Source organism: Oceaniglobus trochenteri (genome assembly GCF_020529025.1).
GTDB classification, from domain to species: domain Bacteria; phylum Pseudomonadota; class Alphaproteobacteria; order Rhodobacterales; family Rhodobacteraceae; genus Oceaniglobus; species Oceaniglobus trochenteri.
The window spans coordinates 18,503-31,165 of record NZ_JACNMM010000019.1; the positions used below are offsets into that span (position 1 = coordinate 18,503).

The window sequence follows — 12,663 nt, forward strand, 5'->3', positions numbered from 1 at the left end:
CGCCGCGTGACGCCCCCTGCCCCCAATGGGGCGCGATCCCATGTCTTCGTGGAACCGCAGAAGATAGCCGTCGGGATCGGCGACGACGATCTGGCGGTTGCCCTCTTCGCGGTCCCCGGTGCGATACCAGCGTTCTTCCAGCGGCAGGAACAGCGGCTGGTGGTGACGCTCAAGCGCGGCCAGCATGGGGGCCAGGGCGCTGACGCGGATCTGCAGGTTTACGCCGCGCCCGAAGGGGCGTTCCAGCGCACCGGTGTGAAAGGTGCGCCCCAGGCCGGCCTGGTCCAGCATCAGCTCGGCCCCCTCGCGCCGCAGAAGGACGAACCCCTCGTCCGGGCGTTCCCAGGCGATGGTGAACTGCAGCAGGCCGCAATAGAAATCGCGGCTGACGCGCCAGTCGCTGACCGTGAGTTCGGGAACCAGGGGCGCGCTCACCCGGCGGCTTTGGGCAGGCGCTGAACCGCGAAGTTGGAAAACAGGAAGTGATAGCCCGCCCTGTCCACCGCCGCGTCGGCGACGGGGTTCTCGCCATAGCGCCCGCCGAACAGCCAGGCGAAGCTGCGCACGGGATGGCCCAGCTCGCGGGTGAAATCCTCTTGCGCGCCGACGATCTCGTCCTCGATGCGGGCCGGATCGTCCAGCGCGACGCGGGTGTGGTTGCGGGTGTGGCTGGCCACCACGTGGTTCTGGTCCAGCGCGCGCAGCTCGTCCCAGGACAGGGCGTGGCGCCCGTCTTCGTATTCGCCGGGCACGATGGCCAGGGTGCGGCTGGCCCCGAAATCCACCTGCTGTTCGGGCGGACAGGAGGAATAGGCCGTGACCGCGAAGAACCAACCCGTCAGCCCGTGCTTTTCCAGAAGCGGGCGGGCGACATCGTGGTTGTTGCGATAGCCGTTGTAGAAGGACGGGATCACGCCGGGGCGGTCCAGCGGCCAGGTACCGGTGCGCAGGTATTCGGCCAGGACGGCTTCGTTCACCGGGGCGTAGCGGGCGCTGAGGGCGGCGAACTCCGCGTCATAGGCATCGGCCCGGCTGGCGGGCGTGTTGTGATAATTGACGACACGCAGCAGGGGCGTGAGGGGGGGAATGGTCATTGCAGCTTCTGTATCCGGAAATTCGACAGCAGGTAACGATAGCCCGCCGCGATCAGCATCCTGTCGGCGCGCGGGTTCAGCCCGAATTCGGCCCCGTGAAGATAGCAGAAGGTATCGACGCTGGCGCCCAGCCCCTGTTCAAGCTCTTCCTTCGAGGTCACGATTTCCTCGTGCAGGATATCGTCGGGGGTATCGGCGAAAAGGGCGGTGTGGTTGCGCGAATGGCAGGCCACGAAATGGCCCCGCGCCCGGGCATCGCGCAGCTCGGCCCAGGACAGGACGATCCTTTCGCCGGGGTATTCGTCGGGCCCGTAGTGCAGGTTGTGGCGCGCCGCGAAGATCCGCTGGCGGGTGACGGGCACGTTCAGGAAATGCGAGGGCACGAAGAACCAGCCGCGAAACCCGAATTCTTCCAGGATCGGCAGAAGCACATCGTAATTGTCACGGAACCCCTCGAAAAGGATCGGGATCAGCACCGGGCGCGGATCGTCGGTGCCGCCGCGCATCACGGCGTCGATCCCGCCCTCGCCCATGCCGCGATAGCGTTCGGCGCAGGCAGCGATCTGGCGGCGGTATTCCTTGGCCCGGGTGCTGGGGGTGGCGTGGAAGTTCAGCAGGCGCAGCGCACCGCCTGCGCGAAAACCCTGGGCCAGTTCGGCCGCGGTCTGTTTCGGGCTGCGGGGCAGGATGATCATGTGGTGGGCCGGGCCGAGAAGGACGAAAAGTGCACGTCAAGGAAGGTGCGGTCGGCCAGAACCTCGATCGCGCGGGCGATGTCGGCGCTGGTCTGGGTGCCGTTGCGCCGTTCCAGCGCCTCGATGATGGCGGCGAAATCGCGCGCCAGGGCCTCGCCCTCGGGGTCGGGGGGCAGGGCCGGGCGTTCGCCGGTCAGATCCTCGGCCACGAGGTATGTCGCCACGCCGATCTCGGGATAGGGGCGGCGCGACAGTTCGGCCATGTCATGTTCGAAAGCGTCGAGAAAGGCGTCGTCTATGTCGGTCATTTCTATCCCTTGACTGATCCTGCGGTCAGGCCCCGCACGTAGTAGCGTTGCAGCAACAGGAAGGTCAGCATCACCGGCAGCACCGATACGGCGACCGCGGCCTGTTGCAGCGATTGGGTGGCTTCCTCGGTGAAGGCCCCGCGCAGCAGGAAGATGCCCACGGGCAGGGTCTGCAGGTCGGGCGCGGTGCGGGTGATGGTCATCGTCCAGATCACCTCGTTCCACTGGTAGACGAAGACGAAGATCGCCAGCGTCGCCAGGCCGGGAAGCACCAGCGGCAGGACGATGACGAAGAAGATGCGGAACTCCCCCGCCCCGTCCAGCCGCGCGGCATCCAGCAGTTCGTCGGGCACGCCCATGAAAAACTGGCGCATCAGGAAGATGCCGTACCAACTGACCGCGAAGGGCAGGATGATCGCCGAATAGCTGTTCAGAAAGCCCATGCCGCCCTGCCCCAGCAGATCGTTGCCGCCGATCAGGGGGAAATAGCGCAGGATGAAGAAGATCGGGATGATGAACAGGAAGAAGGGGAACATCTGCGCCCCCAGCACCGTGCGGAACATCATGTTCGCCCCGGCAAAGCGGTACTTGGCCAGGGCATATCCCGCCATCGAGCTGGTGAGGATCTGCAGGGCGGTCACCGCCAGGGTGACGATCACCGAGTTGCGCAGCCAGACCAGCGTCGGCATCTCGGTGAAGACGCGCTTGAAGTTGATCCACTGCGGATCGCGCGGCCAGTAGATCGGCGGGCGTGCCAGGCGTTCGGCCGGGGTGCGCAGGGCCCCCAGGAACATGTCGATGAAGGGGGCGACCATGATGATCGCACCGATCACCAGCAGGCCGTATTTCACGACGGTCCAGAGCAGCGCCGTCTTGCTTCGCGATGTCACGATGGCCATGGTGGATTCCCTCTCAGTGCGCGTCGACACCGCCCCGCCGGAAGATGCGGAGCTGGATGATCGTCACGATCAGGATGAAGAAGAACAGGATGTAGGCCGCCGCCGAGGCACGGCCCATGCGCAGGTCGGCGAAGGCCATGTCGTACATGTAAAGTGCGGTCACGGTCGTCTTGCCCAGCGGGCCGCCCTGGGTCAGCACCAGCATCAGGGTGAAATAGCTGAGCCCGGTGATGAAATTCGTGATCAGCACGAACAGGATCGTGGGCTTCAGAAGCGGCACGGTGATGCGCAGGAAGACCTGCGTCTCGTTCGCCCCGTCAAGGCGCGCGGCCTCGTAATAGCTGTCGTCGATGCTGGCCAGCCCGGCCGAGAACAGCAGCATGTTGTGGCCAAGCTGCATCCAGACGAAGACCAGGATCGTCGAAAGCATCGCGATGTCGGGATTGGTCAGCCATCCGGGCCCGGGCAGCCCCAGAAAGCCAAGCGCCTGGTTGATCAGGCCGAAGCTGTCGTCCAGCAGGAATTTCCAGATATAGGCCACCGCCACCACGTTGGTGATCATCGGCAGCCAGTAGATCGACCGCCAGAAGGCCTGGCCCCAGGCCCGGGTGAAGGCATAGGCCAGGATCATGGCGATCGGTATCCCGATGGCAAGCGATCCTGCCGCGAAATAGGCGGTGTTCCAGAAGGTATCCCAGAAGCGCGGGTCGATGGTCAGCAGGTACTTGTAGTTGGCCAGGCCCACGAACTTCGGGGGGGTCAGGCTGTTCCAGCGGGTCAGGCTGATGAAGGCGGCATAGAAGATCGGCAGGATGAAGAAGATCAGCCCGAAGGCGATGACCGGCGCCATGAAAAGCCATGGCGCGACCTTCTTCGATGAGATCCGCTGCCCGAGGGTCGGGCGGACGGGGTCTTCGTCGAAGACCCGGGGGGCCGGGGTGGCGGGCATGGCGCTGGGGTCGGTTCGATCTGTCATCCTGATGTCTCCTGGTGCGACAGCGCCATGCCGTCCTGCGGGGTTACTGCTCGGCGAGGATCGCGGTGATCTCGGCATCCGCCGCCGCCAGGGCATCCTCGGCACTCATCTGGCCGGCCCAGACCTGCTCGATATAGCCGCGAAGGATGCGGTCGTTCTCGCTGGCCTGCCAGATGTTGGGCTGGCTCTTGGCGGTGCCCGAGACGATGGCCTCGACGAAGGGCGTGGTGAAGGCGTCCGAGGTGTCCATGGCCGACAGATCGGCGGTGTTGCCGCTCAGCGCGCCCAGTTCGTCCAGCATGTGGCCGGTGCAGGACAGATCGGCGCCGTCCTGGGCCGTGTTCAGCCAGTTCAGAAGCGCCCAGCTTTCGTCGGTGACATCCGAGGTGGAATCCACCGCCCAGTAGAAGGAATAGAGCATGGTGCCGCCATCGCCCTCGTCATGGGGGATGGGCGCGACGCCGACCGTGTCCTCGAAGTTGTCGCCGAAGGCTTCCTTCAGGCCCTGCTTGTTCCAGTTGGCCATGATCGCCATGCCCGCGCGCCCGGCGGGGAAATCCTCGACCGTGGAGGACAGGGCGGTGCTGCCGTCGGCGAAAAGCCTGCCCTGGCGTTCCAGGATCTTGATCGCCGCCGGGCTGGTGAAGTTGGTGGCCGTCAGGTCTTCGTTGAAGGGCGCGGTGCCCTCGGCGTACATCTGGCTGTAGAAGGGGTGCACCGCGTTGGCCACCGAGGGGCCGTAGACATAGCCGCCGGTCGTGATGTTGCCCTGGGCGTTCTTCTCGGTCACGGCGGCCGCGATCTCGGCCAGTTCGGCCCAGGTTTTCGGCGGGGCGTCATATCCGGCGTCGGCCAGCAGCTTCTTGTTGTAAAGCAGCTGGTAGACCGACAGTTCGGTCGGGATGCCCCAGATCGTGCCGTCAAGCCTGGCCGCATCGACGGCGCCTTCGCTGTAGTTGGCGCTGATGAACTCCTGCACCTCGGCGGGGGGCGTGGCCAGGGCGCCCGAAGCCACGAGCTGCGGCGCCCAGATCGAATAGATGTTGTAGATGTCGGGCGAGGTGCCGCCGATCCGTGCCGTCAGGATCGTCGGCAGGAAATCCCCGTAGGAGGCCTGCTGGAATTCGATCTTGATGCCGGGATTCTGCGCTTCATAGGCGTCGAAGCATTCCAGCAGCGGCGCCATCTGGTCCTGGTTGTAATGGGTGGCGATGGTGATGGTCTTGCTGTCCTGCGCCAGTGCCGGGGTGGCCAGAAGTCCGGCGCCCAGGACGCCGAGCGCCACCGTCGAGACCTTTTTGTTGCGAAGTGCCATTCGGTATTTCCTCCCTGTGATTCGTCGTCCGGCCCGCGCCGTCAACCTGGCGGCAGACTAGCAGGAATCGCGCAAAACCGAAGAGTTTTTTGACGGTATTTGACGCCAAGATTGATAAGTACAATCATTTCAATACCTTGGTCCTTGCTGATCCAGGCGGTTTGCGCCGGTCAGGCGCGGGGCGGGGCATTGCCCTGTGCCGGGCGCCCGGGTTGGGGGTGCCTGCTGGCCGGGGGTGGCCTCTCTGGGCATCCTTCCCGCTTTGCGCGCGCAACTCAAGCATAAACGGACATTTATCTGTTTACTTTTGATCGAACGCCGATAACATGGCCCGCATGAGCACCGCTGACCCCATATCCCGCCCGAACTCCGCCCCGCAGATGGCGCTGCATGCCCTTGCCGAAAACCGCCGGGGCCGGCAGCTTGGCCTGACCAGCGTGTGCAGTGCCCATCCCCATGTCATCGCGGCCGCGCTGCGCGGGGCGGCGCGCCATGGCCAGGTCGCGCTGATCGAGGCCACCTGCAACCAGGTCAACCAGGAGGGCGGCTATACCGGGATGACGCCCGCCGATTTCGCGCGGCTGGTGCGCGACATCGCCGCCGGTCTGGGGCTGTCGCGGGAGGCGCTTCTCCTTGGCGGCGATCATCTTGGCCCGCAACCCTGGCGCAGGCTGGGCGCCGCCGAGGCGATGGCGCGGGCCGAGGTCATGGTGGCCGACTATGTCCGCGCCGGGTTCCAGAAGATCCACCTGGATTGCTCGATGTCCTGTGCCGACGACCCGGAGCCGCTGGACGAGGCGGTGATCGCCGGGCGCGCCGCCCGGCTGGCCCGCGCGGCCGAGGCGGCGGCGGGCGAAACGCCGCCCTTCTACGTGATCGGCACCGAGGTGCCCCCGCCCGGCGGCATGGGCGAGGGTCACGAGATCGTCCCCACCCTGCCCGCCAGCGTGCAGCACACGGTCGAGGCCCATCGCGCCGCCTTCGCCGCGGCGGGGCTGGGCGCGGCCTTCGCGCGGGTGGCGGCGGTGGTGGTGCAGCCGGGGCTGGATTTCGGCAACGAGACGGTGGCCGATTTCGACGTGGCGGCGGCGGCCCCCCTGTCGCGGGCCATCGGGGCGCTGGACGGCCTCGTCTTCGAGGCCCATTCCACCGACTACCAGTTCGACAAGGCCTATCGCGACCTGGTCGCCGGGCATTTCGCCATTCTCAAGGTCGGGCCGGCCGCCACCTTCGCCCTGCGCGAGGCGCTTTATGCGCTGGAGCTGCTGGAGCGCGAACTGGTGGCGCCCGACAGGCGGTCGGGGCTGCGCGACGCGCTGGAAACCGCGATGCTGGACCATCCCGAACACTGGAACGGCCACTACCTGGGCGATCCGGCGCGCCAGGCCTGGCTGCGCCATTTCAGCCTGTCCGACAGGCTGCGCTACTACTGGACGGTGCCGGGCGTCGATGCCGCGCTGAAGCGGCTGGAGGCCAATATCGACGGTGATGACATCCCCTATCCGCTGGCGCACCAGTACCTGCCGCACCTGGCCGGGGCCCTGCGCGGCGGGGCCGTCGCCCCGACCCTGAAGGACATCGCCCGCGCCAGCGTCGAGATGGCGCTTGAACCCTATTTCCTGGCGTCAGAGCCGCATCGAGACAAAGAGGATTTCTGAATGGCAACGGTAACATTGCACGACGTCCGCAAGAAATTTGGTGCGGTCGATGTCATCAAGGGCGTCTCGGTCGATATCGAGGATGGCGAATTCGTCATCCTGGTGGGCCCCTCGGGCTGTGGCAAGTCCACGCTGCTGCGGATGATCGCCGGGCTTGAGGATGTCACATCGGGCGATGTTGCCATCGACAACAAGCGCATCAACCACGTTCCCCCCAAGGACCGCGACATCGCGATGGTGTTCCAGAACTACGCGCTCTATCCGCATATGACGGTCGAGGACAACATGGGCTTCTCGCTGAAGCTGGCGGGGGTTTCGAAGGCCGATCGCAAGACCCAGGTCGCTGCCGCGGCCGCCTCGCTGGGGCTGACCGATTACCTGCACCGCTATCCGAAAGAGCTTTCGGGCGGTCAGCGTCAGCGCGTCGCCACGGGGCGCGCCATCGTGCGCAACCCCAAGGTGTTCCTTTTCGACGAACCGCTGTCCAACCTCGATGCCGCGCTGCGCGTGCAGATGCGTTCGGAGATCCGCGAGCTTCAGAACCGCCTGGGGGTGACCTCGATCTATGTCACCCACGACCAGATCGAGGCGATGACCATGGCCGACAAGATCGTCCTTTTGCGCGGCGGGGTGGTGGAACAGGTGGGCCCGCCGCTGGAACTCTACGACCGGCCCAACAGCACCTTCGTGGCAACCTTCATGGGCTCGCCCTCGATGAACCTTTTCGAAGGCGCCGTGTCCGACGGCAGCCTTCGCGTCTTCGACGATTACGCCATGCCCCTGCCCGGCGAGGTGCGCGCCGACAGCCGGATGACCCTGGGCCTGCGCCCCGATGCCGTTTCGGTGGCGACGCAGGAGGTGCCCGGATCGTTCCGCGCCAGGGTCACCTCGCTTGAGGCGACGGGCAGCGAGACGATGCTTTTCGCCGAACGCGATGGCCGCTCGGTCACCGTGGTCGTCAAGGACCGGCTGGCCGCCCGTGCCGGGGATGCGGTGTTCCTGGTCCCGGACCCGGCACAGGCGCATTTCTTCGATGCCGAAGGCCGGCGCGCGCACTGATCCGTCCCCCATTTTCAAGGCCCGAACCATGTCAAAAATCATCGTCATATCGGATTCGCTCCATGAGCTTCCCGCAGCCGTCGCCGCGCTGAGGGAATCGGGGCATGAGCTGACCTTCGTCGAGGGCCTCGTTCCCTTTCCGGAACTGGGCGGCGCCGATCGCGCGGCGCTGCGCCAGGCCGATGCCGTCGTCATGGGCCGCGTGATGGGCACCGATGCCGATGCCCTGGCCCTGGCGCCCGCGGCGCGGGTCATCGCGCTGCATACCTCGGGGACCGACAACATCGACCTGGAGGCCGCCGCCGCCCGGGGCATCGCCGTCACCAACGTGAAGGGGGTCAACGCCGAGCAATGCGCCGAATTCTCGATCGGGCTGATGCTGGCGATCACCCGCCAGATCCGGCGCGGCGACATCGCGATCCGCAAGGGGCTCTGGGCCTCGCAGACCTCGGGAAGTATGGATGTCTGGGGGGCGACCTTCGGAATGGTCGGGCTGGGGCAGATCGGGCGGGCGGCCGCACGCCGCGCCAGGGCCTTCGGCATGGAGATCCTGTGCCACACCCGCACCCCCGACCCCGCCTTCGGCGAGGAACTGGGCATCACCTATTGCGATCTCGATACCGTCATGGCCCGCGCGGACGTGGTCAGCATCTATGCCTCGCTCAACCCCTCGACCCGGGGCATGATCGGTGAACGCGAAATCGCGCTGATGCAGCCCCATGCCTATCTCGTCAACATCGCCCGGGGCGAACTGGTGGACGAGGCCGCCCTCACCCGTGCGCTGCAGCAGGACCGGATCGCTGGGGCCGCCCTGGATGTCTTCGAGGTCGAGCCGCTGACACGCAGCCCCCTGTTCGAGCTGGAAAACGTCATCGTCACCCCGCACATGGCCGGGCTGACCAACCGCGCCAAATCCGATGCCGCGGTCACGGCCGTGCGCAATGCGCTGGCCGTGCTTGAGGGGCAGACCCCGCCGAACCTGATGAACAGACCGGATATGAAAGTTGGAGTTTGAAGATGAGTGGTGACGTGACCTGGCGCGAACTGAACGCGCAGCCCGAAGCCTGGGCAAAGCTGATCCGGAGGCTCGAAGGCGGCGACCTTGCGCTGCCGGTCGATCTCGGGGATTTCGACTCCATCGTGCTGCTGGGGTCGGGGACGTCCTATTATCTTGCGCTTGTCGTCGCCGACTGGCTGCGCCGGCGAGGGTTCGACGCGCGCGGCGTGCCCTCCTGCGAGATCATGCTCGACCCCTGGGAGACCCGCAAGAGCGACGCCCGCCGCCTGGCCATCGGGTTTTCCCGCTCGGGGGAATCGACCGAGCTTCTGCTGGCCGACGAGATTCTGCAGAAGGCCGGCTTCACCACCATCGGGGTCAGCTGCGCCGAGGGGTCGTCGCTTCTGGGGCAGGCACAACACCCGCTTCTGGTGCACGAGGGCTTCGAGAACGGCCTGATCATGCTTCAGTCCTTCACCAGCATGATCCTGGCGCTTCAGTGGCTGTCGGGCAGCGCGGAGGACCGCGCGCAGCTTCGCACCCTTCCCGAGGCGGGCCGCACCCTGCTGGCCGAGCGCTCGGACGTCCTGCGCGACCTGGCCAACCGGCGCGGCTTCAACCGTTTCGTGTTCCTGGGGTCGGGGGCCGATTATCCCCTCTGTGCCGAGGGTGCGCTGAAGATCCAGGAAATGTCGATCGCCACGAGCGAGGCCTATCACAGCCTGGATTACCGCCACGGGCCCAAGGCCTGCGCCGATGCCGACACCGCCGTTGTGCTGTTCAGCCTGGCCGACCGCGATCATGGCCGCGCCCTTGCGCGCGACATCAAGGCGCTTGGCGCCACGGTGCTGGTGATCGGCCCGGATGCCGCGGGCTATGAAGGGGTTGCCGATGCCACCGCCGCCATCCCCCAGGCCCTGACCGAGGGTGCCGGCGCCGTGCTGTCGATCCTGCCGGCCCAGCTTTTCGCCTTTGCCACCGCCATTCGTCGGGGCAAGGACCCGGATGCGCCGGTCAACCTGGCCAAGGTCGTGACCTTCTGACCGTGGCACCGCGTTTCGACATCCTGGCGGTGGGAGAGCTGAACCCCGACCTGATCCTGTCGGGGATCGCCGCGCGGGGGCCTGTCCTGGGAACGGAACAGGCCTTCGACAGCCAGACGCTGACCCTGGGCAGTTCCACCGCCATCGCCTGTGTCCTGATGCAGCGCCTTGGCCTGGCCACGGCGATGTGCGCCCTCGTGGGCGATGACGATCACGGGCGCTTCTGCCGCGATGCGCTGGAGCGTGAAGGGGTGGATCACGGCGGCGTGCGGGTGCGGGCGGGGCGGGCGACGGGCATCACCGTGTCGCTGTCCTATGACAGCGACCGGCTGCTGCTGACCCGCTATGGCACCATGACCGAATTCGGCGCGGGCGATATCGACCCGGCGCTTCTGCGCGCGACGCGCCATGTCCATTGCGGTTCCTTCTTCATCCAGACCGGCCTGCAACCCGACCTGCCCGACCTGTTTTCCGAGGCCCGGGCGCGGGGCTGTACCACCTCGCTCGACCTGGGGTGGGATCCGGCCGAAACCTGGGACCGGGGGGCGCTTGAACGAGTGCTGCCCCATACCGATGTCGTCCTGCCCAACCGGGTCGAGCTTCTGGCGGCCACGGGCTGTGACAGCATCGAGACGGCCCTTGCGCGGATGCATGGGATGGGGGCGCGGGAAATCGCGGTCAAGCTGGGCGCCGAGGGGTCGGTCCTGAGCGTGGATGGCACCCTTTGTCGCCACGCGGGCTTTCCCATCGTGCCGGTCGATACCACCGGCGCGGGCGATGCCTTCAACGCCGGCTATATCCGCGCGCGCCTGGCGGATGAGCCCTTCGATGACCGGCTGGCCCTTGGCAATGCCTGCGGCGCCATCGTGGCCCTGGCCAAGGGCGGCACCGCGGGCCTGCGCGACATGGCCGAGGCCCGGGCTTTCATGGCCCGCTGACCCCGGCCCCTTGCGGGCAGGCTGAAGCGCCGCTTTCCGGCGCGCCCCCCGGGCCTGCGCGACAGGGCCCTGCGTAGGTCGCTGGACAGGATGCCAAATGCTCACTAGCGTACCGGGTATGCCTGTTCCGGCCTGTCCGGGGTTTGGGCCCAAGAAAGTGCATCACGTTACGGGAGCGGCTTGAGCTATATGGGAACAGTGCTTGAAGCGCATGGATTGACCAAGGAATTCAAGGGGTTCGTTGCGGTCAACAATGTCGATCTTCAGGTCGAGAAAGGGTCGATCCATGCGCTGATCGGACCCAACGGCGCTGGCAAGACGACCTGTTTCAACCTGCTGACGAAGTTCCTTCAGCCCACCTCGGGGCGGATCGTCTATGACGGACGCGACGTCACCCGGATGGCCCCGGCCGAGATCGCCCGGCTGGGCCTGGTGCGGTCGTTCCAGATCTCGGCGGTGTTCCCCGAACTCAGCGTGTTGCAGAACGTCCGCGTGGCCCTGCAAAGGAAGCGCGGCGAAAGCTATGACTTCTGGCGCTCGGAAAAATCCCTCAGCCGCTATGACGAGGCGGCGCGCCACCACATCGAGGAAGTGGGGCTGAGCGAATTCATCGATCACCGCGCCGCCGAACTGTCCTATGGGCGCAAGCGGGCGCTGGAAATCGCGGCGACCCTGGCGCTGGAACCCGACATGCTGCTTCTGGACGAACCCATGGCGGGCATGGCCCAGGCGGATGTCGAACGCATTTCCGCGCTGATCCGCCGGGTGGCCAAGGGGCGCACGATCCTGATGGTGGAACACAACCTGTCGGTGGTGGCCGACCTGTCGGACCGCATCACCGTTCTGGCCCGGGGCGAGATCCTGGCCGAGGGGGATTACGAGACGGTGTCCAAATCCCCCGCCGTGATCGACGCCTATATCGGAGCGGGCCATGCGTGATCCCGCATCCTCCCGCCCGATGCTGAAGGTCGAGGATCTGAACGGCTGGTACGGCGAAAGCCACGTCCTGCACGGCGTCACCTTCGATGTGAACGAAGGCGAGGTCGTCACCCTCCTGGGGCGCAACGGCGCGGGCAAGACATCGACCCTGCTGGGGATCATGGGCATCCTGCCCCGGCGCGCCGGATCGGTGGTCTTCGACGGCACCGAAACCGTGGATATGCAGCCGCGCCACATCGCCCGGCTGGGCATTGCCATCTGCCCCGAGGAACGCGGCATCTTCTCGTCGCTCTCGGTCGAGGAAAACCTGATGCTGCCGCCCAGGATCCGCGAGGGCGGGCTGAGCGTCGAGCGGATCTATGACCTGTTTCCCAACCTCGCCGAACGGCGCCGCAGCCAGGGCACCAAGCTGTCGGGGGGCGAACAGCAGATGCTGGCCATTGCCCGCATCCTGCGCACCGGATCGCGGTTCCTGCTGCTGGACGAACCGACCGAGGGGCTGGCCCCCGTCATCGTGCAGCAGATCGGCCATACCATCGGGGCGCTGAAGGACGAGGGATTCACCATCGTGCTGGTGGAGCAGAACTTCCGCTTCGCCGCCTCGGTGGCGGATCGCCATTACGTGGTGGACCAGGGCCGGGTGATCGACATGATCCCCAACAGCGACCTGGACGCCAACATCGACAAGCTGCACGCCTATCTGGGCGTCTGACACCGGGTTTACCGACGCCTCCGGGCGTCA

The 12,663-nt window shown here is 66.4% G+C and carries 14 protein-coding genes; 8 read left to right on the top strand and 6 right to left on the bottom strand.

Annotated features, from left to right (window positions below; all coding sequences use genetic code 11):
• Positions 1-48 precede the first annotated feature (48 nt).
• Positions 49-459: a hypothetical protein gene (locus tag H7828_RS21245; protein ID WP_226783080.1), complete on the top strand. Its 411-nt coding sequence runs from the start codon at positions 49-51 to the stop codon at positions 457-459.
• On the opposite strand, the gene H7828_RS21250 is transcribed toward H7828_RS21245, so the two are convergent.
• Genes H7828_RS21250 through H7828_RS21275 form a run of 6 tightly spaced genes read right to left on the bottom strand, consistent with a single transcriptional unit; the run spans position 432 to position 5,287 of the window.
• Positions 432-1,094 (bottom strand): polysaccharide deacetylase family protein, encoded by a 663-nt coding sequence (locus tag H7828_RS21250; protein WP_226783081.1) that lies wholly within the window; start codon positions 1,092-1,094, stop codon positions 432-434. The genes H7828_RS21245 and H7828_RS21250 overlap by 28 nt on opposite strands.
• A complete protein-coding gene (locus H7828_RS21255) occupies positions 1,091-1,789 on the bottom strand; it encodes a polysaccharide deacetylase family protein (RefSeq protein WP_226783082.1) in 699 nt (232 codons plus the stop codon). The genes H7828_RS21250 and H7828_RS21255 overlap by 4 nt, the downstream gene beginning before the upstream one ends.
• Positions 1,786-2,097: a hypothetical protein gene (locus H7828_RS21260; RefSeq protein ID WP_226783083.1), complete on the bottom strand. Its 312-nt coding sequence runs from the start codon at positions 2,095-2,097 to the stop codon at positions 1,786-1,788. Before H7828_RS21260 ends, H7828_RS21255 begins: the two co-directional genes overlap by 4 nt.
• A gap of 2 nt (positions 2,098-2,099) precedes the next feature.
• Entirely contained in the window at positions 2,100-2,996 is an 897-nt protein-coding gene (locus tag H7828_RS21265; RefSeq protein WP_226783084.1) for a carbohydrate ABC transporter permease, read from the bottom strand.
• 13 nt (positions 2,997-3,009) lie between these two features.
• Positions 3,010-3,972: a carbohydrate ABC transporter permease gene (locus tag H7828_RS21270; RefSeq protein ID WP_226783085.1), complete on the bottom strand. Its 963-nt coding sequence runs from the start codon at positions 3,970-3,972 to the stop codon at positions 3,010-3,012.
• Positions 3,973-4,015: 43 nt separating this feature from the next.
• Entirely contained in the window at positions 4,016-5,287 is a 1,272-nt protein-coding gene (locus H7828_RS21275) for an ABC transporter substrate-binding protein (protein ID WP_226783086.1), read from the bottom strand.
• Between the two features lie 335 nt (positions 5,288-5,622).
• On the opposite strand from H7828_RS21275, the gene H7828_RS21280 reads away from it, so the two are divergent.
• From H7828_RS21280 to H7828_RS21310, 7 genes are all read left to right on the top strand, one after another.
• The gene (locus tag H7828_RS21280; RefSeq protein WP_226783087.1) at positions 5,623-6,945 is read left to right on the top strand and encodes a class II D-tagatose-bisphosphate aldolase non-catalytic subunit; all 1,323 of its coding nucleotides are present in this window, start codon (positions 5,623-5,625) and stop codon (positions 6,943-6,945) included.
• Positions 6,946-8,004, top strand: coding sequence for an ABC transporter ATP-binding protein (locus H7828_RS21285; protein ID WP_226783088.1), 1,059 nt, complete (start codon positions 6,946-6,948; stop codon positions 8,002-8,004).
• A gap of 28 nt (positions 8,005-8,032) precedes the next feature.
• A complete protein-coding gene (locus H7828_RS21290; RefSeq protein ID WP_226783089.1) occupies positions 8,033-9,019 on the top strand; it encodes a 2-hydroxyacid dehydrogenase in 987 nt (328 codons plus the stop codon).
• Between the two features lie 2 nt (positions 9,020-9,021).
• On the top strand, positions 9,022-10,044 hold the full coding sequence (locus H7828_RS21295; RefSeq protein WP_226783090.1) for an SIS domain-containing protein: 1,023 nt from the start codon (positions 9,022-9,024) through the stop codon (positions 10,042-10,044).
• A 2-nt stretch (positions 10,045-10,046) separates the two neighbouring features.
• Positions 10,047-10,982 (top strand): carbohydrate kinase family protein, encoded by a 936-nt coding sequence (locus H7828_RS21300; protein ID WP_226783091.1) that lies wholly within the window; start codon positions 10,047-10,049, stop codon positions 10,980-10,982.
• Between the two features lie 189 nt (positions 10,983-11,171).
• A complete protein-coding gene (locus tag H7828_RS21305) occupies positions 11,172-11,921 on the top strand; it encodes an ABC transporter ATP-binding protein (protein ID WP_226783126.1) in 750 nt (249 codons plus the stop codon).
• Positions 11,914-12,633, top strand: coding sequence for an ABC transporter ATP-binding protein (locus tag H7828_RS21310; RefSeq protein ID WP_226783092.1), 720 nt, complete (start codon positions 11,914-11,916; stop codon positions 12,631-12,633). Before H7828_RS21305 ends, H7828_RS21310 begins: the two co-directional genes overlap by 8 nt.
• The last annotated feature ends 30 nt before the right edge of the window (positions 12,634-12,663 follow it).